This is a genomic window from Nesterenkonia cremea (assembly GCF_014642675.1).
Lineage (GTDB): Bacteria > Actinomycetota > Actinomycetes > Actinomycetales > Micrococcaceae > Nesterenkonia > Nesterenkonia cremea.
On the sequence record NZ_BMIS01000001.1, the window covers coordinates 222,711 to 248,588 of the forward strand.

The 25,878-nt window shown below is 67.4% G+C and carries 22 protein-coding genes; 10 read left to right on the top strand and 12 right to left on the bottom strand.

Annotated elements, in window-relative coordinates:
• Nucleotides 1–39 precede the first annotated feature (39 nt).
• The 6 genes from IEW85_RS01030 to arfA all read left to right on the top strand — a co-directional run bounded on the left by IEW85_RS01030 (nucleotide 40) and on the right by arfA (nucleotide 7,486).
• Entirely contained in the window at nucleotides 40–1,293 is a 1,254-nt protein-coding gene (locus tag IEW85_RS01030; RefSeq protein WP_188682119.1) for an FAD-binding protein, read from the top strand.
• A gap of 47 nt (nucleotides 1,294–1,340) precedes the next feature.
• On the top strand, nucleotides 1,341–2,396 hold the full coding sequence (locus IEW85_RS01035; RefSeq protein ID WP_188682120.1) for a LacI family DNA-binding transcriptional regulator: 1,056 nt from the start codon (nucleotides 1,341–1,343) through the stop codon (nucleotides 2,394–2,396).
• Between the two features lie 380 nt (nucleotides 2,397–2,776).
• Nucleotides 2,777–4,093, top strand: a complete 1,317-nt coding sequence (locus IEW85_RS01040) for an extracellular solute-binding protein (protein WP_229658688.1) — start codon at nucleotides 2,777–2,779, stop codon at nucleotides 4,091–4,093.
• Complete coding sequence (locus IEW85_RS01045) at nucleotides 4,093–4,992, top strand: carbohydrate ABC transporter permease (RefSeq protein ID WP_188682121.1); 900 nt, start codon at nucleotides 4,093–4,095, stop codon at nucleotides 4,990–4,992. Before IEW85_RS01040 ends, IEW85_RS01045 begins: the two co-directional genes overlap by 1 nt.
• The gene (locus tag IEW85_RS01050; RefSeq protein ID WP_188682122.1) at nucleotides 4,989–5,882 is read left to right on the top strand and encodes a carbohydrate ABC transporter permease; all 894 of its coding nucleotides are present in this window, start codon (nucleotides 4,989–4,991) and stop codon (nucleotides 5,880–5,882) included. Before IEW85_RS01045 ends, IEW85_RS01050 begins: the two co-directional genes overlap by 4 nt.
• A 50-nt stretch (nucleotides 5,883–5,932) precedes the next feature.
• Nucleotides 5,933–7,486 carry an arabinosylfuranosidase ArfA gene (arfA, locus tag IEW85_RS01055; RefSeq protein WP_188682123.1) on the top strand — a complete coding sequence of 518 codons (1,554 nt, stop codon included), beginning with the start codon at nucleotides 5,933–5,935 and terminating at the stop codon, nucleotides 7,484–7,486.
• 146 nt (nucleotides 7,487–7,632) lie between these two features.
• Here the strand turns inward: arfA and IEW85_RS01060 are convergent, their stop codons facing one another.
• The gene (locus tag IEW85_RS01060; RefSeq protein ID WP_188682124.1) at nucleotides 7,633–8,304 is read right to left on the bottom strand and encodes a D-lyxose/D-mannose family sugar isomerase; all 672 of its coding nucleotides are present in this window, start codon (nucleotides 8,302–8,304) and stop codon (nucleotides 7,633–7,635) included.
• Between the two features lie 207 nt (nucleotides 8,305–8,511).
• Between IEW85_RS01060 and IEW85_RS01065 the strand changes: the two genes are divergently transcribed.
• On the top strand, nucleotides 8,512–9,606 hold the full coding sequence (locus IEW85_RS01065) for a hypothetical protein (RefSeq protein WP_188682125.1): 1,095 nt from the start codon (nucleotides 8,512–8,514) through the stop codon (nucleotides 9,604–9,606).
• Between the two features lie 55 nt (nucleotides 9,607–9,661).
• On the opposite strand, the gene xylB is transcribed toward IEW85_RS01065, so the two are convergent.
• Nucleotides 9,662–11,113, bottom strand: a complete 1,452-nt coding sequence (gene xylB / locus IEW85_RS01070; protein WP_188682126.1) for a xylulokinase — start codon at nucleotides 11,111–11,113, stop codon at nucleotides 9,662–9,664.
• 9 nt (nucleotides 11,114–11,122) lie between these two features.
• Nucleotides 11,123–12,301, bottom strand: coding sequence for a xylose isomerase (gene xylA / locus IEW85_RS01075; protein ID WP_188682127.1), 1,179 nt, complete (start codon nucleotides 12,299–12,301; stop codon nucleotides 11,123–11,125).
• A gap of 115 nt (nucleotides 12,302–12,416) precedes the next feature.
• On the opposite strand from xylA, the gene IEW85_RS01080 reads away from it, so the two are divergent.
• Nucleotides 12,417–13,832, top strand: a complete 1,416-nt coding sequence (locus tag IEW85_RS01080) for an ROK family transcriptional regulator (protein ID WP_188682128.1) — start codon at nucleotides 12,417–12,419, stop codon at nucleotides 13,830–13,832.
• A gap of 76 nt (nucleotides 13,833–13,908) precedes the next feature.
• Here the strand turns inward: IEW85_RS01080 and IEW85_RS01085 are convergent, their stop codons facing one another.
• Nucleotides 13,909–14,718 (bottom strand): HAD family hydrolase, encoded by an 810-nt coding sequence (locus IEW85_RS01085; protein WP_229658729.1) that lies wholly within the window; start codon nucleotides 14,716–14,718, stop codon nucleotides 13,909–13,911.
• A gap of 217 nt (nucleotides 14,719–14,935) precedes the next feature.
• On the opposite strand from IEW85_RS01085, the gene IEW85_RS01090 reads away from it, so the two are divergent.
• Nucleotides 14,936–15,862: an aldose epimerase family protein gene (locus IEW85_RS01090; RefSeq protein WP_188682130.1), complete on the top strand. Its 927-nt coding sequence runs from the start codon at nucleotides 14,936–14,938 to the stop codon at nucleotides 15,860–15,862.
• A gap of 60 nt (nucleotides 15,863–15,922) precedes the next feature.
• Here IEW85_RS01090 and mnhG read toward each other — a convergent pair whose 3' ends face one another.
• The 8 genes from mnhG to IEW85_RS01130 form a co-directional block, all read right to left on the bottom strand.
• Nucleotides 15,923–16,291 carry a monovalent cation/H(+) antiporter subunit G gene (gene mnhG / locus IEW85_RS01095; protein ID WP_188682131.1) on the bottom strand — a complete coding sequence of 123 codons (369 nt, stop codon included), beginning with the start codon at nucleotides 16,289–16,291 and terminating at the stop codon, nucleotides 15,923–15,925.
• Complete coding sequence (locus IEW85_RS01100) at nucleotides 16,291–16,617, bottom strand: MrpF/PhaF family protein (RefSeq protein ID WP_188682132.1); 327 nt, start codon at nucleotides 16,615–16,617, stop codon at nucleotides 16,291–16,293. The genes mnhG and IEW85_RS01100 overlap by 1 nt, the downstream gene beginning before the upstream one ends.
• Complete coding sequence (locus IEW85_RS01105; RefSeq protein ID WP_188682133.1) at nucleotides 16,617–16,997, bottom strand: Na+/H+ antiporter subunit E; 381 nt, start codon at nucleotides 16,995–16,997, stop codon at nucleotides 16,617–16,619. The genes IEW85_RS01100 and IEW85_RS01105 overlap by 1 nt, the downstream gene beginning before the upstream one ends.
• Nucleotides 16,997–18,562: a monovalent cation/H+ antiporter subunit D family protein gene (locus tag IEW85_RS01110; RefSeq protein WP_188682134.1), complete on the bottom strand. Its 1,566-nt coding sequence runs from the start codon at nucleotides 18,560–18,562 to the stop codon at nucleotides 16,997–16,999. Before IEW85_RS01110 ends, IEW85_RS01105 begins: the two co-directional genes overlap by 1 nt.
• The gene (locus IEW85_RS01115; protein ID WP_188682135.1) at nucleotides 18,559–19,008 is read right to left on the bottom strand and encodes a sodium:proton antiporter; all 450 of its coding nucleotides are present in this window, start codon (nucleotides 19,006–19,008) and stop codon (nucleotides 18,559–18,561) included. Before IEW85_RS01115 ends, IEW85_RS01110 begins: the two co-directional genes overlap by 4 nt.
• Nucleotides 19,005–21,839: a hydrogen gas-evolving membrane-bound hydrogenase subunit E gene (mbhE, locus tag IEW85_RS01120; RefSeq protein ID WP_188682136.1), complete on the bottom strand. Its 2,835-nt coding sequence runs from the start codon at nucleotides 21,837–21,839 to the stop codon at nucleotides 19,005–19,007. The genes IEW85_RS01115 and mbhE overlap by 4 nt, the downstream gene beginning before the upstream one ends.
• A 165-nt stretch (nucleotides 21,840–22,004) precedes the next feature.
• Entirely contained in the window at nucleotides 22,005–22,259 is a 255-nt protein-coding gene (locus IEW85_RS01125; protein WP_188682137.1) for a cory-CC-star protein, read from the bottom strand.
• A gap of 66 nt (nucleotides 22,260–22,325) precedes the next feature.
• Nucleotides 22,326–24,032 (bottom strand): carbon starvation CstA family protein, encoded by a 1,707-nt coding sequence (locus IEW85_RS01130; protein ID WP_188682138.1) that lies wholly within the window; start codon nucleotides 24,030–24,032, stop codon nucleotides 22,326–22,328.
• Nucleotides 24,033–24,360: 328 nt separating this feature from the next.
• Here IEW85_RS01130 and IEW85_RS01135 point away from each other — a divergent pair, with 328 nt between their 5' ends.
• On the top strand, nucleotides 24,361–25,824 hold the full coding sequence (locus IEW85_RS01135) for a cytochrome P450 (RefSeq protein ID WP_188682139.1): 1,464 nt from the start codon (nucleotides 24,361–24,363) through the stop codon (nucleotides 25,822–25,824).
• Nucleotides 25,825–25,878 lie beyond the last annotated feature (54 nt).

Genomic DNA, 25,878 nt, shown 5'->3' on the forward strand with positions numbered 1-25,878 from the left:
CAACGAGATGTGTATCACGTCGAGGAGAGGGCGGTGGGTATGGAGCCCGCATCAGAGAGCAGCGCAGCAGAGATCAATTGGGCGGGCAATCAGCGCTACTCAGCCGCGCGACTGCTGCGCCCTGAGAGCGTGGAGGAGCTGCAGGGCGAGGTGAAGCAGGCTCAGCGGCTCAAAGTTGTGGGCAGTCGGCACAGCTTCAACACCATCGCGGACACCACCGGAGACCTGATGGAGCTGAGCGCGCTGCCGCGCAGCTTTGAGCTCTCCGAGGGCGGCGCCACCGTCACCGTGGACGCCGGCATGCGCTATGGCGAGCTCGCGCGCAGGCTCCAGGAGCAGGGGCGGGCCCTGCCGAATATGGCCTCGCTGCCGCACATCACCGTGGCCGGATCCGTGGCCACCGGAACCCACGGATCCGGTGACGCGCTGCCGCCGCTGTCCTCCGCAGTCAGCGCCGTGGAGCTGGTCCTCGCCGACGGGAGCCATCACACGCTGCGCCGAGGCGACGCCGATTTCGGTGCCGCTGTGGTCAACCTGGGCGCGCTCGGCGTCGTGGTCCGGCTGAGCCTGGACACGGTGCCCACCTTCGAGGTGCGCCAGGACGTCTACGACGGGCTGAGCTGGGAGGCCGTGCAGGACGGTGTAGAGGAGCTGATGGGCTCTGCCTACAGCGTCAGCCTCTTCACCCGCTGGTCCGGGGAGCGGTTCGGCCACGCCTGGCTGAAGTCAGTGGGGGAGCCGCCCCGGGAGCTGGCCGGCGTCACGGCTCTGCGGCACGACATCGGGCTGGTCGAAGGTGCGGTGGAGCGGACCACGGCGCAGTCGGGACAGTGGGGGAGCTGGGATCAGCGGCTGCCGCATTTCCTGCTGGACTTCACGCCCAGCAACGGTTCCGAGCTGCAGAGTGAGTACCTGCTGCCGCGCGAGCACGCCGGGGAGGCCGTGCGCCGGCTCCGGACGCTGGGCGATGCGATGGAACCGCATCTGCTGATCAGCGAGGTCCGCACCATGGCCGCCGACGACCAATGGATGAGCCCTGCCTGGGGCCGAGGCACCGTGGGCTTCCACTTCACCTGGCGCCAGCGCGTCGAAGAGGTCGCCCAGCTGCTGCCGCGGCTGGAGGAGGCGCTGATGCCGCTGGGCGCCCGGGCCCACTGGGGCAAGCTGGCAGCGGTGGAGGTCGCCGGGGCTGCATATCCCAAGCTGCCGGACTTCCGCGAGGTCGCCCATCGTTTGGACCCGGACGGAGTGTTCCGGAACACGTTTCTGGACCAGCACGTGTTCGAGGGCTGAGCGGGGAGCATGCGCCGTGTGGGTGCTCATGCTCGTAGAGTTGTGCCATGTCCCCGCACACCCGCTCGACGATGAAGGACGTGGCCGAACTGGCCGGTGTCTCCCCCAAGACCGTCTCCAATGTGCTAACCGGCGCGGCAGGAGTCCGGGAGGAGACGCGCACCAAGGTCGAGTCCGCCATGGCCGAGCTGGACTTCGTGCCGAACCTCAGTGCTCGTGGTCTGCGCAACGGCCGCAGCGGCGTCATCGGACTGGCGCTGCCCGACGTCGGCAGTGCCTTCTCCGCCAGCATCACCCACGAGATGCTCGAGGCCGCCCACGAGCGGGGGCTCATGATCCAGGTGGAGGAGACCGCCGCCGAGCCTGAGCGTGAGTATGATCTGGTCTCCCGCGCGCGGACCCACCAGGTGGACGGGCTGATCCTCAACCCGGTGCGTCTGGAGGACAGTGTGGTCGAGCATGTGGGTCATCTGCCCCCGGTGGTGCTCATCGGCGAGGTGGAGCAGCACCGCACCGACCGCGTGTTCATCAACAGCCCTGTGGCCGCCCGGCTCTCTGCGCAGCACATGATCCAGCAGGGCGCCTGTCGGGTCGCTGTGCTGGGCGGTTCGCAGGCCGCCGCCACCGACAGCAAGGCCACGATGGGCCAGCGCCTGCAGGGCTATGTCGACGGCCTGCGCGAGCACGGGCTGCCCACTCCCGAGGAGCTCCAGGTGGAGGTCATCGAGTGGACCGTGGAGGGCGGCGCCCGCGGCATGCAGGAACTGCTGGACCGCGAGGTCGCCTTCGACGCCGTCATCGCCTTCACGGACTCCATCGCCATGGGAGCACTCCATGTCCTGCACAGCGCCGGGATCCGGGTTCCCGAGGATGTGCTGATCTCCGGCTTCGACGACGTCCAACACGCCGCTTACACCTGGCCGGCGCTGACCACCATCAGCTTCGACCACCGGGTCTACGTCGACCAGGCGCTGGACCTGCTGGCCGAGCGGATCGCCGATCGTTCCATCGAGCCCCGTGCCGTGGAGATTCCCCACACCCTCACTGTGCGGCAGAGCACCGACGCCCGTCCCGCCGGATACCTCCCCACGCCGCGCACCTGAGAGATTCCCGACGCCGGCGCTTCGGCCAGCCGTGGCTTCAGCACTTTCCGTCGCCTCATCGCGCCAAAGCGGCCGTCCCGACGCCGGAGAGTGCGGAACCCAGCCCTCGCTCCGGTGCGCGGGCACTGACGGGGCCGCCCACCGCGTTCATCGGCGCTGATGGGTCGGGTCGGCGTCGTTCTGGCGACTCGGGGGCGCCAAACGACGGGCGGAACAGCAGCATCTGACCAGCGCAGACGCATAAATCTCCGGAATCCCTATGATGTGGATCACGTCTTGTGTATGCTGTCTCCAGCTTTACATCGATGTAATCAGTGTGCTTGAGATTTACATCGATGTAAGAGACGCAGGTACTGACGAAGTGGGGACCTATGGATCGAATGCGACTCAGCAGACGGCAGCTCTTCGGCGCCGGCCTCGCTGGAGCCGGGGCGCTCGCGCTGACCGGCTGCGGACGGGGCGGACCTGACGACCGCACCACGCTGCAGTTCTGGCATCCTCTCAGCGGCGGCGACGGCATCATCATGGCCGGGCTGCTCGATGAGATCAACGAGGCTCAGAGCGACTACTACGTCCGGCCTACTGTGCTGGAGTGGGGCGAGCCGTACTACACCAAGCTCGCCATGGCAGGAGCCGGCGGCCGTGCCCCGGAGCTGGCCATCATGCACTCCGCCCGTGTGCCGGCCTACTACCCCGGTGGTCTGCTGGACCCGTGGGACATGTCCCGTCTGGCGGAGTTGGGCGTCAGCGAGGAGCAGTTCTCCGGCCCGGTCTGGGAGAACAGCGTCATCGACGGCGAGCTCTGGAGCGTGCCGCTGGATGCCCACCCGTTCGTGATGTTCTACAACACCGAGATCTGCGAGGCGGCCGGGGTCCTCGACTCCGACGGTCAGCTCCTCGAGCCGGACGGCCCCGAAGGCTTCCTCGACATCTGCCGGCAGATCGCCGACTACACCGGCGGCAACGGCCTCTCCTTCGGCTTCCTGGGTGAGCCGCCGCAGATCTGGCGCCTCTTCTACACCTTCTACGCCCAGCATGGCGTGGAGATGAGCTTCCCGGAGGGCGGCCCTGCGGAGATCGACGACGACGCCTTCATCGGGGCCCTGGAGTACATGGCCCGGCTGACCGACGGTGAGGTCGCCTCCAGCCGCGGGGACCGGGATTCTTCCATCGCGGAGTTCTCCACCGGCCAGACCGGGATCTTCTTCGACGGCGTCTGGGAGCTGGCCACCATGAACGACGCCGAGCTGCCGGTGAACATGGGCATGATCCCCACCGTCTTCGGCACTCCGGTCACCTACTCGGACTCGCACTGCTTTGTGCTGCCCCACCAGCAGGACCCGGATGAGGAGGCCCGCGACCACGCCTACGAGTTCGTCGCTCGCCTGCTGGAGGGATCCCTGGACTGGGCCGACGCCGGTCACATCCCCGCCTACCTGCCGGTCACGGAGAGCTCCGAGTACGCCGAGCTGACCCCGCAGTCCAGCTACGCAGACGCTATCGACCACGTGGTCTACGACCCCACGGCCTGGTTCACGGGATCCGGCTCCAACTTCATCAACGAAGTCGGCCAGATGATCCAGGGATCCATGGTCAGCGGCGAGGGCTTCGAAGACACGCTCGAGCGGTTTCGCAGCTACGTCGACGGGCTGCTCGAAGGCACCAACCCGGTGGACCCAGAGGGGAGTCACGGCTGATGAGAGATCTCAAGACGCTGAGCACAGAACCTCGCCGGAACCGAGAATGGTGGGTGGCCGCAGGGTTCCTGGCCCCCTTCATGCTCGCATTCTTCATGTTCGTGATCTGGCCGATGGCCCACGGGATCTACCTGAGCTTCACGGACCAGGCCCTGACCGGGGCCGGCGGAAACTTCGTGGGCTTCGAGAACTACGTGGAGGCCTTCACCGATCCCACGCTGTGGGGGGCCATGCGGAACACCGTCTGGTTCACCATCATCTCCACCGTCCCGCTGGTGATCATCGCGATGACCATGGCCCTGCTGGTCAACACCGGGCTTCCGGGACAATGGCTGTGGCGCCTCTCCTTCTTCATGCCCTTCCTGCTGGCCTCCACGGTCATCTCGCAGATCTGGGTGTGGATCTTCAACCCGGAGATCGGTGCTGCGAACTCGGTGCTGACCGGCGTGGGTCTGGAGCCGCTGTCCTGGTTGCAGACGCCGCATCTCGACCTGATCTCCATCACCATCGCCACGGTCTGGTGGACGGTGGGCTTCAACTTCCTGCTCTATCTGGCAGCCCTGCAGAACATCCCTGACCTGCAGTACGAGGCCGCCTCGGTGGATGGAGCCGGACGATGGAGGCAGCTCTGGTCGATCACCATCCCGCAGCTGATGCCGGTGACCGGCGTGGTGTTCGTGCTCCAGATCCTCGCCTCGCTGAAGCTCTTCGACCAGGCGTATCAGATGCTGCCGGGCTCCACGGACACCTCGCGGCCCATCGTGCAGTACATCTTCGAGGCCGGCTTCGTCGGATACCGGTTCGGCTACGCCTCAGCCATCTCGTACGTGTTCTTTGCGCTGATCCTCGTGGTCGGCATCGTTCAGATCACCATCAGCCGGAGGAAGGTGCAGCGATGAGTGTCGCGCAGCAGTCGCCCCTGACAGATGTCACCGCCAGACGGAATCTCAAGCCCGGCGAGAAGCCCTTCGGCATTGCCCGGCTGTTGGCCTTCGCCGCCCTGGCGATCATGGCCGTGATCTGGCTCTTCCCCATCGTGTGGGCCCTGGCCACCGCACTGAAGACAGAGACCGACGCCGCCGCCGGCGACCTCTCGCTCATCGGCGAGTCCGGAATCAGCTTCGACGCCTTCGCGGCGGTCTTGGCCGAGGGCAACGTCTATATCTGGGCCTGGAACAGCCTCTGGACCTCCGCGGTGATCACGCTGATCACGGTGGCGATCTCGGCGATGGCCGCCTACGCCTTCTCCCGGTTGAAGTTCCGCGGCCGCAGCGCCCTGTTCTTCATGGTGATCGCCTCGATCATCGTGCCGCCGCAGGTGCTGATCATCCCCCTGTACTACCAGATGCTCACGTTCAACATGGTGGACACCTACTGGGGTCTGATCCTGCCGCAGGTGGTCATGGCGCCGATCATCTTCATCCTGAAGAAGTTCTTCGACGCCGTGCCCATCGAGCTGGAGGAGGCGGCCCGCGTGGACGGCGCCGGACGGTTCAGGGTCTTCCTGACCGTGGTGCTGCCGCTGTCCAAGCCGATCCTCGGGGCGGTCTCGATCTTCGTCTTCATCCAGGCGTGGAACAACTTCCTGTGGCCCTTCATCGTCATCAACGACACCCTGCTGATGACGCTGCCGGTGGGTCTGCAGACGGTGATCAGTGCCTACGGGGTCCAGTACGCCCAGGTCATGGCCCAGGCGATCCTCGCGGCCCTGCCGCTCATCGTCGTCTTCCTGTTCTACCAGCGCCAGATCGTCAAGGGGGTGGCGACGACAGGCTTCGGAGGACAGTGACCCCCGCGAATTCAAGACCACACGAACTTTCTGCAGTGACGAGGAGATTCATGACGCAGGCACGCATCACCATCGACCGGGACTTCACCGTGGCGGAGGTCCCCCGCAGGCTCTTCGGCTCTTTCGTGGAGCATATGGGCCGCTGTGTATATTCCGGGATCTACGAGCCGGGTCACCCGGAGGCCGACGCCCGTGGGCTCCGTCAGGACGTGCTGAAGCTGGTGCGTGAGATGGGCCCCACTGTGGTCCGCTACCCCGGCGGCAACTTCGTCTCCGGCTATAACTGGGAGGACGGCGTCGGTCCCGTGGAGGATCGCCCGGTCCGGATCGACGGTGCCTGGCACACCATAGAGACCAACGCCTTCGGTCTCCACGAGTTCGTGGAGTGGTCCAAGGAGGCTGAGGTCGAGGTGATGGAGGCCATCAACCTGGGCACCCGCGGCGTCGATGAGGCCCGTGCCCTGGTGGAGTACGCCAATCATCCCGGCGGCACCTACTGGTCAGATCTGCGCCGGAAGAACGGCGCGGCCACCGGCACCCAGCAGGATCCTTTCGGCATCAAGCTGTGGTGCCTGGGCAACGAGCTGGACGGCCCGTGGCAGATCGGTCATAAGACGGCGGATGAGTATGGCCGTCTGGCCCAGGAGTCGGCCAAGGCCATGAAGCTGGTGGACGACAGCATCGAGCTGGTCGCCGTCGGGTCCTCCAGCCGTCAGATGCCCACCTTCGGCACCTGGGAGCACACCGTGCTCAGCCATACCTACGAAGAGGTGGACTACATCTCTATGCACGCCTACTACCAGGAGCACGACGGCGACGCCGCCTCCTTCCTGGCCGAGGGCGTGGACATGGACGCCTTCATCGACGGTGTGATCGCCACCATCGACGCCGTCAAGGCGGCCGGCAAGCACAGCAACCAGGTCAACATCTCCTTCGACGAGTGGAACGTCTGGTACCAGCGCGGCCTGGACGGCGAGGACCAGCCGCACAATGTGGCCAAGGCCGGCTGGCGGGAGGCTCCGCGCGTCATCGAGGACACCTACTCGGTGACCGATGCCGTGGTGGTGGGCAGCCTGCTGCACTCGCTGCTGCGCCACGGAGACCGCGTGACCATCGCCAACCAGGCCCAGCTGGTCAACGTCATCGCCCCCATCCGCTCGGAGGCCGGCGGCCCGGCATGGCGTCAGGCCTCCTTCTGGCCGTTTGCACGGATGTCCGCACTGGCCAAGGGCCAGATCATGCAGCTGGCCGTGGACTCCGGCAAGACCCCCACCGCCAAGTTCGGCGATGTGGATGCCGTGGACGCCACCGCCACCTGGGACGAGCAGACGGGTCGGCTGGCGCTCTTCCTGGCCAACCGCAGCATGGAGGAGGGCGCTGAGGTGAGCGTGGACCTGCGCGGACTCAGCGCCTCCGGCGTGCGCAGCGCCGAGGTGCTGACCATCCCCGAGGGCGGCGACCGGAACAGCGCCAATGTGCTGGACGCTCAGGACACTGTGGGACTGAAGACTCTGCAGGAGGTCGGGATCGAGGACGGCGTGCTGCACGTGAAGCTGCCGGCCCTCTCCTGGTCCGTGCTGGAGCTGGACGTGGAGCGCGCCTGATGTCCTGAGGCGGCTGCCGCTGCTGCCGGCGTCGGGCGTTGTGGCTGATCACCCCGGGTTCTGACTGAAAACTGCTCTTGAGGTGCTGTTTTCAGGAGGAGCCCGGGGTGATCTGGGTGTGGGCGCGCGAACGGCCGGGCGCGCAGTCAGCGCAGGACGTCGTCGTACTCGCTGACCAGCAGGTGCCGGGCCTCAGCGTCCTCTTCGATCTCGGAGAAGCGGGGGAGGTCCTCGGCGAAGACGTTGTCCTCGCCGTCGTCGTTGACCCCGGAGACCTCGCCGGCCAGCACAGGCGCCTCCTCGGCCCAGAAGCGGTGGAAGACGCCTGTGGGCAGCTGGATGCTCTGACCCGGATGCAGCCGGATGCGCTCGCCGGAGGTGACGATCCCGGAGATGCCGTCCACCTGCACTGTGGTGTGCGGGGCGGCGTCGTCGAGGGTGTGGATCTCCACCACCAGCTCGCCTCCGCCGCGGTTGATGATGTCCTCGGTCTTATGCCGGTGGGCGTGCAGCGGCGTCTCCTGCCCGACGCCGGAGAGCATCAGCTTCTCCGCGTAGGTCTGGCCGCGGCCGGCGTCGCGTTCAGCGATGGTGCCGTTGCGGATGGTCAGCAGGCAGAGCCCGCGGGAGGCGAAGTCACCTCCGCCGTAGTCGGTGACATCCCAGCCGATGCGCCGGTCGATCAGCTCCTGCGCGGCATCCCGGCGGTCGATCCAGTCCTGGCGCGACCAGTCGGCCATCGGAGGCAGGACGTAGCCCTGAGCATGGGCCAGGGACTTCAGCTGGGCGATGGCATCTTCGACCGTCGATCTCTTCATAATCCTTCAGCGTGCCATATCTGTGGCGCGCAGCACATGAGTGGCGGGGGCGTCCCAGGCAGATCGCACCGGGTTCCTCCCGAAAACTGCCTCTCAGAGGCGATCTCCAGGCAGAACGCGGGGCGATCAGGGCTGGGCACGGCGGGGTTATCCACAGATCGGCGGCCTGCGCCCACGGGGAAGGCCCGAGCCTGACAGTCTTAGCGGATGGACCTGATCAGGCATGACCCGTCTATGCGGCGTCGCTCGACCACCTGGCTGAGCGCTGCGGTGGCACGCGGCGAGCTGCTGCGCCTCAGACGGGGCATCTTCGTGGACGCCGCCGCATGGCAGGCGGCCCCTCCGTGGATCAGGCACCGCGCGGAGGTCGCCGCGGCAGGGCTCGCCGTTCCCCACGCCCTGCTCTGCCGCGAATCCGCCCTGGCGGTCCACGGACTTCCGCTGCTCGAGGTCCCACGTGAGGTGCAGCTGCGCGCCACCTCGCCCAGCCGCGCCGGACTCAGCCGCGGAAGACCGCTCGGCCCGGCCCACCCCTCGCAGCTCAGCACAGCGAACGCCCCACATCAGCTCCCGACGCCGACGCTCACCCGTCCCACACGCCGCCTGCTGCCTCCGGTGCCCCGTCCCCTCACAGCCGCGGAGGCCCGCCAGGAGTACCGCAGCATCAGGCGGACGCGGCAGCACCTCCCGGTCCCCGGCATCACCGTCGGCGGCCGCCCCGCCGTGGTCGGCGTCGAGCCCCTGTCCTTCGTGCTGACCGACACTGTGCCGCGGCTGAGCCGCGCCGGCGCCGTCGTCGTGCTGGATGCGGCGCTGGCTCAGCGGCAGACCCACCGGCTCAGCCCGCAGGATGAGCTGGCTCAGGAGGAGTGGCTGTGGTCGCTTCCGGCGCAGCAGGCCTGGCGCTGGGCGGCGGACTTCGCCGATGGGCGCAGCGAATCACCGGGCGAATCCTGGTCGCGTCTGCAGATCCACGAACTCGGCTTTGAGGAGCCGCACCTGCAGGTGGAGTTCCAGCTGCCGCAGGAGATCGCGCGGGTGGACTTCGACTGGAAGGGCGTCTTCGGCGAGTTCGACGGACGCGTGAAATACGACGACGCCGGTGCTCTCTCCGGGCTCAGCGACCAGCAGGTCTACTGGAATGAGAAGCGCCGGGAGGAGCAGATCGAGATGGTCACGGGGAAGCGGTCGGTCCGATGGGGATGGGAGGACCTGCGGAACCCGTGGATGTTGGAGAAGAAGCTGCTGAACAGAGGCGTCCCACGCAGATCGCACCGGGTTTCTCCCGAGAACAGCCTCTGAGAGGCGATCTCCAGGAGGAGCCCGGGGCGATCCGGCAGAAAGTCAGCGCCCAGCCTCAGCGCTCCGCGTGGAGTCCGCGGCGCGCCGCGTAGGCCTCGTGCACGGCCGGCGTGGGCTCCGCGGTGAAGGTCTGTACGGAACCCGTCCGCCACTGCGGCGGCTGCGCCTCGCCGGAGAGCACCCAGGCGGCCTGGCGTGCGGCGCCGTCGGCCACGTATTCGCCCGGCTCGGGCACCTGCACCTCGCGGCCCAGCACGGCCGGAGCGATCTGCTGCACGGCGGCCGAGCGTGCGGCACCGCCGATCAGGCTGATGGACTCCACCGGAACGCCCAGTGAGGTCATCGCCTCCAGTCCGTCGGCCAGTCCGCAGAGCAGCCCCTCCACAGCGGCGCGGGCCACATCCTGCGGGTTCATCGAGGCCAGGGACAGCCCCACGAAGGAGCCGGTGGCATGCGGGAGGTTCGGCGTGCGCTCGCCCTCCAGATAGGGGATCAGGGTCAGGCCGTCGGCCCCCGGCTCGGCGGCCAGGGCCAGCTGGGCCAGTCCCTCGTGGTCCACGCCCAGCATCCGCGCGGCACCGTCGAGCACGCGCGAGCCGTTGAGCGTCACCGCCAGCGGCAGGAACTCACCGGTGGCATCGGCGAATCCGGTCACCATGCCGGAGGGATCCTGGATGCCCTTCGGCGAGACGGCCGAGACCACTCCTGAGGTGCCGATGGAGATCGCCACATCGCCGGTGGACATGCCCAGTCCCAGCGCTGCGGCGGCGTTGTCGCCCGCACCGGGGCCCAGCACCAGCCCGCCCCAGCGGCGGGAGGCGTCTCCGGTGCCCACCTGCTCGCCCGGCCCCGCCACCTTCGGCAGCACGATCTTCTGCGCCTCCTCCTCGGAGATGCGCAGCGCCTGGGCCAGCAGGTCATAGCGGTAGGTGTTGCTGTTCGGATCGAAGTAGCCGGTGCCGGAGGCGTCCGAACGGTCGGTGGCCAGATCCTCCAGCCGCGCAGCCCCGGAGAGCTTCCAGGTCAGCCAGTCATGGGGGAGCGCGACTGCGGCCACGCGGCCTGCGTTCTCCGGCTCGGCATCGGCCAGCCAGCGCAGCTTGGTGACCGTCAGCGAGGCCACCGGAAGGGTCCCGCTCATCCGCACCCAGGCGGCGTTCCCCGACGCCGGATCCCCGGCATCGGCGTGCTCAGCGATCAGCGCCACGGCAGCGTCGGCCGAGCGGGTGTCGTTCCACAGCAGCGCGTCTCGGATGACCTCGCCGTCGGCATCGAGCACCACCATCCCGTGCTGCTGGCCGCCGATGGAGGCGGCGGAGACATCCGCCAGGCCGCCTGCCTGCTCGATGGCCTCCAACAGGGCGTCCCACCAGTGGCCCGGGGCCACTTCGGTGCCCTCGGGGTGCTTGGCCGAGCCCTGCCGGAGAAGCTGTCCGGTCTCAGCGTCACGGATGACGACCTTGCAGGACTGGGTGGAGGAGTCGATGCCGGCGACGAGTGTGCTCATATTCGAAAATTAGCCGATCAGGTGGTTCAGCGCCAGCTGGTTGAGCTTCACGAAGCCGTAGTTGCGCTCCGCCGCCTTCTCGGCGTCGAACTCCTCGTAGGCGGAGGTGTCGGCCAGGAAGTCGCTGATGGACTCGCCGGTGGCCAGGGTTGGCTTGGCCAGGTCGAAGATGCCGGCCTGCTCGAAGGCCGCCTGAACCTCCGGGTCCTGGCGGTAGGCCTTGGCCTTATCGGCCAGCTGGGTGACCATCTGGGCGTTGGCCGCCGCGGAGTCCCAGATGCCGTCCACATAGTCGGTGCGGGAGGGCTTGTAGTCGAAGTGCAGCCAGCCGTCGTAGGTCGGTCCGCCGTTGGGGAAGCCGTTGACCAGCAGGTCGATGGTGAAGAACGCGCTGATCAGGTCGCCGTGGCCGAAGACGAGGTCCTGGTCGTACTTGATGGAGCGCTGGCCGTTGAGGTCGATGTGGAACAGCTTGCCGGCCCACAGTGCCTGGGCGATGCCGTGGGTGAAGTTCAGGCCGGCCATCTGCTCATGGCCGGTCTCCGGGTTCAGGCCGACGATGTCCTCGTTCTCCAGCTGAGCGATCAGGCCCAGGGCGTGACCGATGGTCGGCAGGAAGATGTCTCCGCGGGGCTCGTTGGGCTTGGGCTCCAGCGCGATGCGCAGGTCGTAGCCCTTCTCCTTGATGTAGGCGGCGATGGTGTCGATGCCCTCTGCGTAGCGCTCGTGGGCGGCGTTGAGGTCCTTGGCGTTGTCATATTCGGAGCCCTCGCGGCCGCCCCACATCACGAAGGTCTCGGCGCCGAACTCGGCGGCGCGGTCCACGTTGCGCAGCAGTTTGCGCAGGCCGAAGCGGCGCACGGAGCGGTCGTTGGAGGTCAGGCCGCCGTCCTTGAAGACGGGGTGGGCGAAGGTGTTGGTGGTGAGCATCTCCACCTTCAGGCCCACCTGCTCGGCGACCTCCTTGAACGTGGTGAAGTACTTCTCGCGCTCGGCCTCATCTGCGCCGAAGGGGGCGACGTCGTCGTCGTGGAAGGTGACGCCGGAGGCGCCGGCCTCCTTGAGCTTGGGCAGGTACTCCCAGGGTTCGAAGGCAGGGCGCGAGGCCTGGCCGAACTGGTCCTGGGCGGTCCATCCCACGGTCCAGAGGCCGTAGGACAGCTTGTAGTCGGCTGGGGTGGATGCCATGGGTTCCTCCTGCTGGAAAGAGAGTGGTCGGGGAGCGCCGGAGGGCAGAGTGTGATCCGGGGCTCATTTTGTTTCTAGATGAAACCTAAATCGTCATGAGGATAAGATCAAGTCTGTGACCGACATCGCTCCTACTTCAGGCTTCCCCGGCGTCATCTCCGGGCCGCTGGCCCGATTGGGACGCCGCGCGCAGCGGGGCGTCAATGGTCATCAGCAGGCTCCCGATGCCGACCACTTTCCACCGCAGCGCCGCGAGCGTCCGCCGCACCACCAGGCGCTGCGGCCCGGCGCCCGGCAGGAGACGCTGCGCGAATCCAACCTCCTGCTCATCACCGATGAGATCTTCTCCGCGGCCGAGCCGCTCTCCCGCGCCGATCTGAGCATCCGCACCGGGATGACCCGCTCCACCGTCTCCCGCCTGGTGGACGACCTGCTGGCCGCCGGGATCGTGCGCGAGGGATCGCCCATCGTAGGTGGGACCCGCGGCCGCCCCGCCGTGCCGCTGCTGCCGGCCCGGCGCACCCTCAGCGGATTGGGCGTGGAGATCAACGTCGAGTTCATGGCCGCCCGCGTGCTGGATCTGACAGGGGCCGTGCTGGCCGAGGAGATCATCGACGGCGACTTCCGCAGCTCAGACCCCACCGAGGTGCTCCCGCAGGTGGGCGAGATGGCCCGCAGGGTCTCCCGCACCGCCCGCGAGGCCGGCTCCACGGTGGTGGGCACTGTGCTGGCCCTGCCCGGCCTGGTCTCCACCGGCGGGGACCATCTGCTGCTGGCCCCCAACCTGGGTTGGCGGGATCTGGATGCGATCGCCCTGATGACCGGCGCTGGCGTGGGTGAAGACAGCGAGATCCGTCAGGACTTCGGCGGTTTCGTCGCTGTGGCCAATGAGGCCAAGCTCGCCGCCCTGTCCATCGCCCAGGAGCTCACCGCCGTGGACCGCGAGGAACAGACCTTCCTCTATGTCTCCGCCCGGCTGGGCGTGGGTGCGGCCGCGGTGGTGGACGGCGTGGTCGATGCCGGACCGCGCGGCTGGGCCGGGGAGATCGGCCACATCACCGTCCAGCCCGAGGGTCCGCAGTGCGGCTGCGGCGCCCATGGCTGCCTGGAGGTCTATGCGGGCAAGCGCGCACTGCTGGCCAATGCCGGTCTTCAGCCGCCGGTCTCCGCCCGCACCCTCTCTGAGATGGCGGAGCAGGACGACGACGCCGGCGCCCAGGTCCGCGCGGCCCTGGACAAGGCCGGCTGGGCGCTGGGCATCGCGCTCTCCGGAGCGCTGAACGTCCTGGACATCCGCGATGTGGTCCTCGGCGGCGAGTTCGGCCCGCTGGCCGATCATCTGCGGCCGAGGATCGAGACCGAACTGGGCGACCGAGTCCTGGCCGCCCAGTGGAGCGGCTTTCGGGTCCGCGAACCCGGCGAATGGGAGCACAACGCGGCTCCGGCCACCACGGGTGGGGCGCTGCGTGCGCTGCGCGCCGTCGTCGACGCCCCGCAGTTCTGGGTCCCGGAGGAGGAACCCGCCGAATGAGGCGCAGCTTCAGTCTGTGCCGGTTCAGTCGGCGCGGTGCTCAGCCTGGGTCGGCCGGGCGCCGGGAGGGTTCGGCTCAGTGGCCCTCGAGCACCGACTTCAGCACGTCCACCAGGCCGTCTTCGTAGACGGTTCCGGTGGTCTCATCGGCGGCGGCGATGACCTCTTCGACCGCCTGGCCCATGGCCACTCCGCGGGCGGCCCACTGCAGCATCTCGATGTCGTTGCGCCCGTCTCCGGCGGCCACCGTGTCCTGGTGGTCCGCGCCGATCTTCTGGCGCAGCATCTCCAGAGAGGAGGCCTTGGTGGTTCCGGCGGCGGCGATGTCCAGCCAGGCGGACCAGCCCACGGCGTAGCTCACGCCCTGCAGGCCGATGCCCTCCACTGCCTCCTGGAACTCCTCGGCGGTGGAATCGAAGGAGTTGACCACCATACGCACCGCGCGGGACTGCTTGAGCTCCTTGAAGCTCACGCCCTGGGCGGCCAGGCCGAAGGACATGTCCTCGAACCGCTCGGTGGAGAGGAACTCGCCGGCCGAGGTCTCCACGGCGAACTTGGCGTGGGGCAGGCGTTCGCTGAGCTGTTCCAGGGCCGGCGACGGGTCGAAGACCTGTTGGTCGATCACCTCGTAGTTCTCCGGCAGGGAGGTGTCCACCCGCACGGTCACGCCGCCGTTGCTGCAGACCACATAGCCGTGCTCGATGCCGAGGGTCTCCACCACCGGCAGCGTGGCCGGCAGAGAGCGGCCGGTGGCCACCACCACGGTGTGCCCGTCGGCGACGACGGCGCGGCCGGTCTGCTTCACAGCCTCGGACATGTGCCCGTCGTGGTCCACCAGGGTGCCGTCCACGTCCAGGCAGACCAGCTTCTTGCCGGACTGATGCATGAAGGAGCCGCCGCGGCCTGCGGCCGGGACGGAGAAGTCGCTGGTGTCGGGGGATGCGGGGGAGGTGTCTGCAGAGTCCATAATTGTCTTCATTATGCCCCACAGACCCGCAGAGATCCGCAGTTGTCCGCGTCATAGTGGGCATCTGATCAGCGGCTCAGCTAGTGTGGAGTGACACGTCATAGGGTTCAGCCCGCGTTGCCCCTGAAGGAGAACCATGAACGCGACGCAGGCGCCGGTCGTCATCACCGGCGGAGGATACATCGCGGAGGTCCATCCGCGCGGCGGCCAGCTGCTCAGCCTGGCCAATGGACAGGACGATCTGATCGTTCCTGCCGCGAATGCCCCGTCAGAGGCCTACCCAGGTGCTGTTCTGGTGCCATGGCCCAACCGGATCTGCGGTGCGTCCTACGTCCATGACGAGACCACCTATGAGCTGCCGGTGACCGAGGAGGAGACCGGCGCGGCCATCCATGGTCTCCTGCATGACACGCAGCTCTCCGTGCTGAGCAGTACGGAGGACAGCGTCCACCTCACCGGCTTCCTGGAGCCCACCGAGGGCTACCCGTTCCGTTTGGAGATCTCGCTGATCTACCGTGTGGCTGCTGCCTTCGGCCTCTCCACCACGCTGAGCGTGCGCTACATCCCCGACGACGCCGACCCCGACGTCGACGACTTCGACAAGGCCAGTCAGGCGCCGGCTCCCTTCGCCGCGGGTTTCCATCCCTACCTCACGGCCGGGGCCGCAAAGCTGGAGGAGTGCCGTCTGCGCCTTCCGGCCCAGGTCATGGCGCTGACCAAGGCTGACGGCCAGCTCATCGGCCGGCAGAAGGTCAAGGGCGATTTCGACCTCACCGCCGGTCCGCTGCTGACCGGCCGCACCATCGACCACGCCTTCACCTCGCTGCCCCAGCAGTGGAGTGCTGAGCTGATCCATGGTCCCTCGGGCTTCCTCGTCCGGATGATCGGTGACACTCCCTGGGTGCAGGTCTACACCGGTGAGCGGCTGGACCGCGCCGGCGTGGCCGTGGAGCCGATGACCTCCCCGCCGAACGCCTTCAACAGCGGCGAGGACGTGGTCCACCTGGCTCCGGGCGAGTGGTTCCGGACCGGCTTCACCATCGAGGCCATCCGCCACGACTGAGCTCTCTCACCAGGTGAGCAGGCTCCGCTGAGCGGCGGAGCCGCACAGGTGCGGAACTCCTCAACGGTGGGCCCCGTGCTGTCCGCCCCGCTGCTCGCTCATCTGGTCGTACTGCAGTCCGACCGGCAGGGCGGCGCCCGAGCGGAAGGTTCCCCGGCTCAGGGACAGCCCGCCGATGGGCGCCGTCAGCAGCTGCAGCATGATCGCCAGGATGAGCTTGATCGCCGCGGCGATGCCGGGATCCATCACCAGTACACCCAACAGCACCAGGACCAGTCCGAGGGTCCCTGATTTGGTGACGGCCGTCAGCCGCGTATAAGGATCGGGGAACCGGATCAGGCCGACTGCGGCCACCACGAACAGCGCGATCCCCGAGGCCAGGAGCAGTCCCCCACCGGCTGCCTGGAGAGTCTCGGTCAGCGGGCTCATCATGCCTCTTCTCCTTCAGTCACGGCAACGGAGGTGCGGCTACGGCCGAGATAACGGCCGAGGATGAGTGCGGAGATGAAGCCGATCAGCGTCACCACCACGACCAGGTCCAGCAGCAGGTGACGCTCCCAGAGCAGCCCCAGCATCGCCAGAGAGGCGACCAGGACGAAGAAGACGTGGTCGGCGCCGATCGCCCGGTCAGCCTCCTGCGGCCCTCGGGCGGTGCGGAGGATCGCCGGCAGCACAGTGGCCACGAGGAGCCCCAGGGCCGCCCAACCAGCTGGGATGCCGAGGATCTCGTAGGACAGCAGCTCTTGAGGGGCCATCAGCGGGTCACCTCCTGGGCCGGCGTGGAGGGCCGGGTCAGGCTCAGCATCCGGTCTTCGAGTTCACGCAGCTCGGCATGGAACTCCTCCGGCTCGGAAGGTGCGTAGAGCCCCAGGACGTAGAGGATCCGGCCTCCGTCAGCAGCGTCGTCGATGTCGAGTGTCAGCGTGCCGGGGGTGAGCGTGATCAGATTGTTCAGCACAGTGATCTCGCCAGAGGAGAGTGAGTGGGTGCGGTGAGCCACGATGGCGGGGCTCAACGAGCTGCCCGGGGTCAGGATGTCGGTGGCGACCTGCCAATTGGCTCGGATCATCTGGAGGGCGAACCATGTCAGGAAAGCAGGCAGGCGCACCAGTCGGATGAGGGATGGACGTATCATCACTGCATCACCGCCTCGGTGTAGGTGGTCGTGTCGTTGAGACCCTCCGCCGCGGTGACGGCCAGATCCATGAGGACCTCGGCCCCGAGGCCGATGCTCACGGTGCACGCCACCAGCAGGGCCCCTGGGAGGATGAGTCGCGGCGGCACGCGGTCCAGAGTGCTGGGAGCCGGACGGAACTTATGCCGCAGCCGTCCAGCGCCTGGGTCAGTCGCGTCCGGCACCGGTGCTGATGCCGCGTGCAGGACCCGGGTGTCCCTCGGCTCGGGGTCGGCTCCCCAGAAGGCCCCGTTCCAGATCTTCAGCATGGAGAGCAGGGTGAACAGGCTCACCACGACTGCCGCGGCGGCGGCGATATAGAGACCCGTCTCCATGGAGGCGTGGATCAGCGACATCTTTGCCACGAACCCGGACAGCGGAGGGACGCCGACCAGGGAGAGCGCCGCCAGGATGAACACCAGGCCCAGCCAAGGCTCTCGGCGGGCGTAGCCGCCCAGCTGGGCGAGCCTGCCGGTCCCGGCGTGGTGCTCCACGGCGCCGCAGGCCAGGAAGAGTGCGGCCTTCACAATGATGTGGTGGATCATGTAGAAGATTCCGGCTGCCATGCCCAGCGGTCCGAAGAAGGCGAGCGGGAGCATGATGTAGCCGACCTGGCTGGTCATGTGGAAGCTGAGGATGGAACGCATACCGGACTCGCCCAGCGCGCCGAACACACCGATGAGCATGGTGGCCACCAGGACCACCAGCCACACGGTATCCAGTCCTGTGCCGTCATAGACCAGCCCATAGACCCGGAAGACTCCGTAGACCCCGATCTTGGTGAGCAGACCGGAGAGCAGAGCGGTGACCGCCACGGAGGCGAAGGGATAGGAGCGTGGCAGCCAGGTGTGGACCGGAACCAGCGCGGCCTTGGCCCCCAGTGCCAGCAGCACCACGCCGGCGGCGAGCGCGACCGCGGTCGACTCTGTGGCCTCCCCCGCCAGTTCGGCGAGGTTAACAGTGCCGGCAGTCCCGTAGACCAGCCCGACGCCGGCCAACAGCACCGCGGAGACCAGCAGGTTCACACTGAAGTAGATCCTTCCTGCCGTCATCGCCGCGGCTCTGCCGCTGCGGGTCAGCAGCACGTAGGACGGGATCAGAGCGACCTCGATCATCACGAACAGGTTGAACAGGTCGCCGGTCAGGAATGCTCCGTAGACGCCGGCTGAGAGGACCAGCACCAGCGGATGGAAGTAGGGATCGGCGTCGTCGCCGGTGAACACGGCGAAGAGTGTGCAGACCAGGACCATCAGCGCCGCGACACTCACCATAAGCCCGGCGAAGGTGTCCAGGACGAAGGGGATCGAGATCCCCGGAGCCCAGTCAGAGACCTGTTCGGCCACGACGGAGCCGTCGCTGACCGAGGTGATGCTCATCAGAGCCCCCGCCAGCGCCAGGGCATGGACCGCCAGGGCGAGGAAGCGCTGTGTGCCTGGGGCTCGTCGGACCAGCAGTGCGGCGGCGGCCGCCAGGATCGGCAGCCAGAGGAAGGCCGGCAGCAGACCGGAGAGGACATCCTGGTTCATGCGTGCTCCCTCCCTTCGGTCCGGCCGGTGGGGCGGCTTCCAGTGCTGGTGGTTCCTATCGGATCTGTGTCTCCGCTGTCGGCCGGAGGTTCGTCTATGACTGTGCCGTGGTCTTCGTCGGCGTCTGACGGCTCTGCGTCGGAGGGCTGTCCGTCCTCATCGCCTCCGTGGCCTGCCATGGCGAAGAGATAGACGGTCAGGGCAAAGGTGATGACGATCGCGGTGAGGGCGAAGGCCTGGAGCAGCGGGTCTGCGAGGCCGCCTGCCGGCAGGTTCTCACCCACATAGGCGGGTTCGCGCTGTTCCTGACCTCCGGCGGCCAGGATGATCACGTTGGCGGCATGCCCGATCAGGATGAAGCCCAGGGCGGCGCGGACCAGACCTTTCTGGAGCAGCAGGTAGACTCCGCCTGCTGCGAGGACGGCGACGAGGACGGCGGCACTCATCGATGGCCTCCTTCCACGGCGGTCGTCTGGATCTCAGGGTCCTGTGTCTGGCTCGTGCGGGGTTCTCGTGCACCAGGTGGGGGTGCCGCGTCTGGGTCCTCTGCGGAGGCGCCGGAGACCGCTCCACGGGTGAAACGGTCCAGGGCTGCGACCACCAGGCCGAGGACCGCGAAGAAGACACCCAGGTCGAAGATCAGTGAGGTGGTCATTGCCTGGTAGAAGGCTCCGATCTCGATGCTTCCGGTGATGGGACTCAGGAAGGATCCCTGGAGGAGCCCGAGAGCTCCGGCTGCGATCGCCACGATGAGTCCCGCGGCGAGCAGTGCGGCAGGGCGCAGTCGGGAAGGGCGGCTCTCGGCTGAGCGCGGCAGGCGGGCGATCACCACAGCAAGGGCGGCGACCAGTGCGGACACGAACCCTCCGCCCGGCTCATAGTGTCCGCGCCACAGCAGCCACAGGGCTACGGCGGAGATCAGTGGGACCAGAATGATGCGTGCTGTGTTCAGCACCGTCTCATCGCCGGGCAGGTCCATGGTGCGGGCCTTCTGATCCGCAGGTGCCTCTCCGCGCAGCAGCGCCAACAGTCCGATGGCTGCCACGGCCAGCACCGTCATCTCTCCGAAGGTGTCCAGGCCGCGGAAGTCTACGAGGATCGAGTTGACCAGGTTGGTCCCTCCTGCGGCCTCTTCGGTCTCATCGATGTACCACTGGGCAGCAGCGGTGGACTCCGGTCGGCCGGTGAGGACCAGTACGGCGGCCCCGGCCGCCAGGCCGATGACGGCTGCGACGACGGCGGCGGTGCTGCGTCGCAGCACGCCCACCGGCGAGAACTTCTCGGGGAGACGGCGCAGGATGAGTACGGCCACAGCGACGGTGAGGATCTCCACCAGCATCTGGGTCAGCGCGAGGTCGACACCACCGATCAGCAGGAACCAGCCCGCGACCAGGAACCCGATCACGCCCATCATCGCGACGGCACCGATCCGGGAACGGGTCAGGCACAGTCCGAGAACTGCCAGGGTGGTCAGGCCGACCACAAACCAGTCCTGGGGACGTGAGCTCGGCGGACCGACCGCATCGAGATCGTCCAGGAAGGGGGCAGCAGCAGCCAGTGCGGCGACCGCTCCCAACGGCCAGAGCACATGTGGAGCCAACGCTCCGGAGCGGGCGGGACGGGCCACCAGGTCGCAGAACCGCAGCAGACCGGCGTAGGCGGCGTCGTATACCTTCACCCCGGTCACCGGCATGACCAGGCGCTGCAGGGAGCGGTCCACGGGTTCGCTCGCCAGGAAGAGTATGAGGCCGAACACCATAGTGGCCACCGACATCCACAGCGCGGGGGAAGCGATCGAATCGGGCAGCAGACTCAGTCCCGCGTAGGCGTCTGCGTCGAGCACGGTTGCCTGCACGGAGCGGTCGAACAGCGGGTTCAGGGAGCTGACGAAGAGCCCCAGCAGCAGTCCTGCACCTGCTGTCACTGCCGCAGGCGCCAGGAATGTCCAGTGCGCGTCATACAGGCCGCGCTGTTGGGTGGGCCCGGCGAAAGCGCCCCAGAGCAGTCGGAAGCTGTAGGCGAACGTCACGCCGGCGGAGGCCACTGCAAGCAGCCCCACGATCCACCCCCAGTGTCCGGGCAGCTCGAGGAACGCATAATATCCCTCCTCCTTGGAGACGAACCCCAGAAATGGCGGGAGTCCGGCCATGGACATCGCCGCCAGGGCGGTGAGCACCGCAGTGCAGGGCATCACTCGGTAGAGCCCGGAGAGTTCGCGGATGTCCCTGCTCCCGGCCTCCTTGTCGATCACCCCGACCAGCATGAACAGAGTCGCTTTGAACAGCGCGTGGGAGAAGGCGTGCAGACCGGCCACGCCGAGCGCCTCATTGGTGCCGACACCGATCAGCGCGACGATCCAGCCGAGCTGGCTGACTGTGGAGTAGGCCAGCAGGGACTTCAGGTCGTGCTGCTGCAGGGCGAAGACGGCACCGATGATGGTGGTCGTCAGCCCGACGGCGACCAGCACCGTCGTCCACCACCAGAAGTCGGTGAAGGGCTCTGAGAAACGCATCAGAACGTAGATCCCGGCCTTGACCAGAGTGGCCGCGTGGAGGTAGGCGCTGACCGGGGTCAGGGCGACCATCGCATCGGGAAGCCAGAAGTGGAACGGGAACTGGGCGGACTTCGTCATCGCCGCGTAGATGATCAGCCCGCCGATCCACGGCGCGTAGGGGGACGAGGTGACTGTTCCGGCCTCGTCGAGGATCGCGGTGAGATTGGTGGTTCCTGTGACGTGCCACAGCAGCAGAACAGCCGTCAGCAGCGCGAGCCCCCCGGAGAACGTCACTACGAAGGCGCGGGTGGCGGGACGCGCCTGGTGCAGCCCCTGAGCCCCGATGAGGAAGAAGGAACACAGCGTGGTGATCTCGAAGAAGACGAACAGCGTGATGATGTCCGCGGAGAGGACCATGCCCAGCATCGCGGTGGCGAAGAGACTCAGCAGCATGTAGAGCCGACCGTGGTCGTACTCCTCGCTGAGGTAGCGGGCGCAGTAGGACATGATGAGTGCGCCCACACCTAGGGCAAGGATGGCGAAGACGAGGCTGAGGCCGTCCAGGTGCAGCCGCAGTGCGATGTCCAGGCTCTGGATCCACATCCATTCGCCGGTGAGGGTGCCGCCCTCGAGGACTTCAGGAGCACCGGTGAGCACCAGGCTCAGTGCTGTGAGGAACAGGAATGCCATCGGATAGCCCGCGTTGCGGCCCAGTCGCGAGGAGAGGGGGCGGGCCACGGCCACGGCCACGATCATGATGCCCAGGGAGATGAGCAGCGTCATCAGCACGTCCTTCCGTCGAATCGGCGGGGTGTCGTCCTGGTGGCGCTGCCATTCAGCCGCAACGCGTCAAGGAACTTGTGAAGAGTCTATGAGGGGTAGCGTTGCATGCCCGCATATTATTCCTGCTGTGACATGGGTCAACGTCGGGGATGGTGGACCTTCTTCTCAGCAGCAGCTCAGCCCGTCGAGAGGGGACTGCTCCAAGCCCTGGCGGATATGCCAGTCGTGCATGCGGTCCAGCATCTCCGGCAGCAGCTCCAGAGTGGCCCCTGAGGCGGGGTTCGGTACGCCCAGGGCCTCGGAGAGGACCAGCATCATGAACAGGTCCTCCTCATCGCGTTGGGCCCGGGCGAAGGCGCGCCGATGCGGGGCCGCGTAGAACTCACGCAGCCCCGCATTCACGCGCTTCAGCAGCTCCATCAGGTGCTCGCTCCGTCGTCGGGTGCAGCTCAGTGGTGGGTGAGCTCACCCCAGCGCTGAGTCAGCTCAGTCCAGCGGAAGCTTCTGATCCGCCGTGAGCAGCTCGGCGTCGTCGGGCTCCTTCTCTGCCTTCCGGGCGGCGAGCATGGCGATGATGGACTCCACCAGCACCCAGGAGCCGGCCACCAGGATGATGACGTTGAGGGTGAAGAGCAGCCATTCGCCGTCCTCGTAGAAGCCGAAGACCTGGACCAGCGCGGCGTAGAGGCTCATCACCAGCACGAAGGCCATGGGGATGAGCACCGGCAGGATCGGGCGGGACTTCCGGATGAGCATCACGGTGATGATGCCCATGGTCAGAGCGGCCAGCAGTTGGTTGGTGGTGCCGAACAGCGGCCAGATGAGCATGCCGCCGGAGCCGTCGGCGCCCTGGGAGAAGGTCAGGCCCGCGGCGATGACCACGGCCACCACAGTGGCGGCCCAGATGTTGATCCGGACCTTGGCCATCTCGCCGATCTCCTGGACCACAAAGCGCATCAGGCGCACGCCGGTGTCCATCGTGGTGGCGGCGAAGAGCACCGCCATGGTGGCCAGGATGGTCGCGGAGAGGCCGGTGGGGATGCCCAGGCCGGTGTTGACGATGGCGCCGCCGCCCTCGACGAAGGCGGGCACGCCGCCGGCCTGGAACTCGTGGTAGATCTCTTCCCAGTCGGCGAGGGTCTGGAAGCCGGCGGTGGTGGCGATGATCGCGCCCAAGGCCAGCAGACCCTCGCCCACGGCGCCGAAGTAGCCGACGAACTTCGCGTCGGTCTCCCGGTCCAGCTGCTTGGAGGTGGTGCCGGTGGCCACCGTGCCGTGGAACCCGGAGATCGCACCGCAGGCGATGGTCACGAACAGCAGTGGGACGATCGAGGGGGTGCCCTCGGGGACGTTCTCGTTGAAGGCCGGGGCCACGATGGTCGGCGTCGCGATCAGCACGGCGCCGTAGAGGATGCCCAGGCCCACGAAGAGCTGGATGCCGTTGATGTAGTCGCGCGGCTGCAGCAGAACCCATACCGGCAACAGTGAAGCGATTCCGGCGTAGATGAACAGCAGCACGATCCACTGACCGTTGGGGTTCAGCCCGAGGAACTCATCCGGCAGGGTGATCGGGTAGGCGTTGCCCAGGATGATCAGCCCGTAGAGGGCGCCGACGCCGAGCGCGGTCACCAGCAGCAGGTTCATCCGCAGGCGGTAGATCGCCTGGCCTACCAGAAGGGCGACCACCAGGGCGCCCCAGACAGGGATCACCGCACCCGGCTGGGAGACCAGCAGGTCGGAGATGACCACGCCGAAGGCGCAGACCACCATGAGCAGCAGCAGGAAGACGACCACCAGGAAGAGATTGCGTCCGCGCGGGCCGATATAGCGCCCGGAGAGGGTGCCGATGGACTGGCCCTTATTGCGCTGGGAGGCCCAGAGCGCGCCCAGGTCATGCATGCCGGCGATGAAGATGGTGCCGATGGTGACCCAGAGGAACGCCGGAAGCCAGCCCCAGATCACGGCCACGGCGGGGCCCACGATGGGGGCGGCACCTGCCACTGAGGTGAAGTGGTGGCCCCAGAGGATATAGCGATTGGTGGGGACGTAGTCCACACCGTCGTTGAACTCGTGGGCGGGGGTCTTGAACTCGGCGTTGAGCTTGTAGACCCGCTTGGCCAGGAACTTCGAATACAAGATATAGCCTGCGGCCATCATGGCGATGCCGATGATGGCCAGGATCAGGGAGTTCATGCGGTCTCCTCGGGTGCGCGGGCTGCTGAAGTGATGTCCATCATGTTACGTGCAACACAGTGTTCCGGCATCCGCGACGCGACGGTCACACTATGTGAACCTCTGTCCCTGGTGGTCGCCGCCGTCGTCGGGATCGCCGCGAATGCTCTGTGGGCCGCGATCTCGGCTCAGCGTGGTCGGTGCGCTGCACGATCTGCTGCTCTGCCGTCCTGACCTGCATCTGCTCATCTCATCTGAACCTCAGGGCCTGTTCCTCTGTCCTCTCGCGCGCATAGCCTGGGATCAGCAGTGAGATGAGTGCAGAACCGGACGAAGAAGGTGCAGTGCGATGACGCAGCGTTCCCAGCCCCAGCAGCACATCCCCGACGGCAGTCGCGAGATCCCCGAGGGCCAGCATGCGGTGACCGGCCCGGCCTTGGACGACGGGCCCACGAGCGTTCAGAACCCCCTGCCGCGGCTGACGGCGCTGGAGACGGCTCAGGTGCTGCGGGATGTGGAGCTGCCCATGATGGCCAAGGGGCCGATCATCCGCAGGCCGCAGGTGGTGGCCGGCGTCGAGCGCTTCGGGCTGGAGGCCCGGGCGGTGAAGCGGATGCAGAAGCTCTCGGAGAAGTACGGGCGCGGGCCGATGCTGCTGAATCTGCCGGGGAAGAGGATGGCGATGGTGCTGGACCCCGAGCACTGCCACCGGGTGCTGGATGAGACGCCGGAGCCCTTCGCGCCCGGGGAGGCGCTGAAGAAGAGTGCGCTGAAGCATTTCGAGCCCAAGGTCTCGCTGATCTCCCATGGGGCGGAGCGGGCTGAGCGGCGTCGCCTCAATGAGGAGGTCCTGGGCCACGGCCACCCCATCCATCACGCGGCCGCCCAGTTCATGCCGGTGGTGCAGCAGGAGGCCGAGCGGCTGCTGGAGCAGGTGCGCGGCGAGGGCGGCCGGCTGGCCTGGGATGAGTTCCATACCGCCTGGCAGCGGGTGGTCCGGCGCGTGGTGCTCGGGGATTCCTGGGCTGATGAGGCCGAGTTCACCGAGCTGATGGAGAGCCTGCGCTCCTTCGGCAACTGGGCCTTCCTGAAGCCGGTTCCCAAGGGGCAGCGCGAGGAGCTGATGTCGGGAATCCGCCAGGCCCTGGAGCAGGCCGAGCCCGGCAGCCTGGCCGCCCATATGGCAGAGATCCATGGAGGCCACGACGCCGGCGATGCGGGTTCAGGAGCCTGGTCCGATGCCGCCGAGCCGGAGAATCAGGTGCCGCAGTGGCTCTTCGCCTTCGATCCGGCCGGTATGGCCACTTTCCGTGCGCTGGCCCTGCTGGCCGCGCATCCGGACCGTCTCGACGCCGCCCGGCTGCAGGTCAGTCAGGAGGCCGGCGCTGCAGTGCCGGAGCTGCGGCTGCTGCGGGCCTCGGTGCTGGAATCGCTGCGGCTGTGGGCGACCACGCCGATGATCCTGCGCCAGACCACGATGGAGGTGGAGTTCGAATGTGGGGTGCTGCCGGCAGGCACCTCCACGCTGATCTTCGCCCCATACTTCCACCGCGACGAGCGGCACCTGGAGTTCGCGCATCACTTCGCCCCGGAGATCTGGGATCGGCCGCGCGGCCGGGACGAGTGGCCGCTCATGCCCTTCTCCATGGGCACCGGCATCTGCCCCGGCCGGCACCTGGTCCTGATGCTGACCAGCAGCTTCCTGTCTCATCTGGTGGGTGATCACACGGTGGAGCTGGCCTCCCATGAGCTCACCCCGGGCAGCCTCCCGACCCTGCTGAACAACTACGGGCTGGAGTTCCGAGTGTCCTGAGATCAGCCGATGGCTCCACGGAAGACGATGACGAAGGCATGCCTCTGAGCCTGA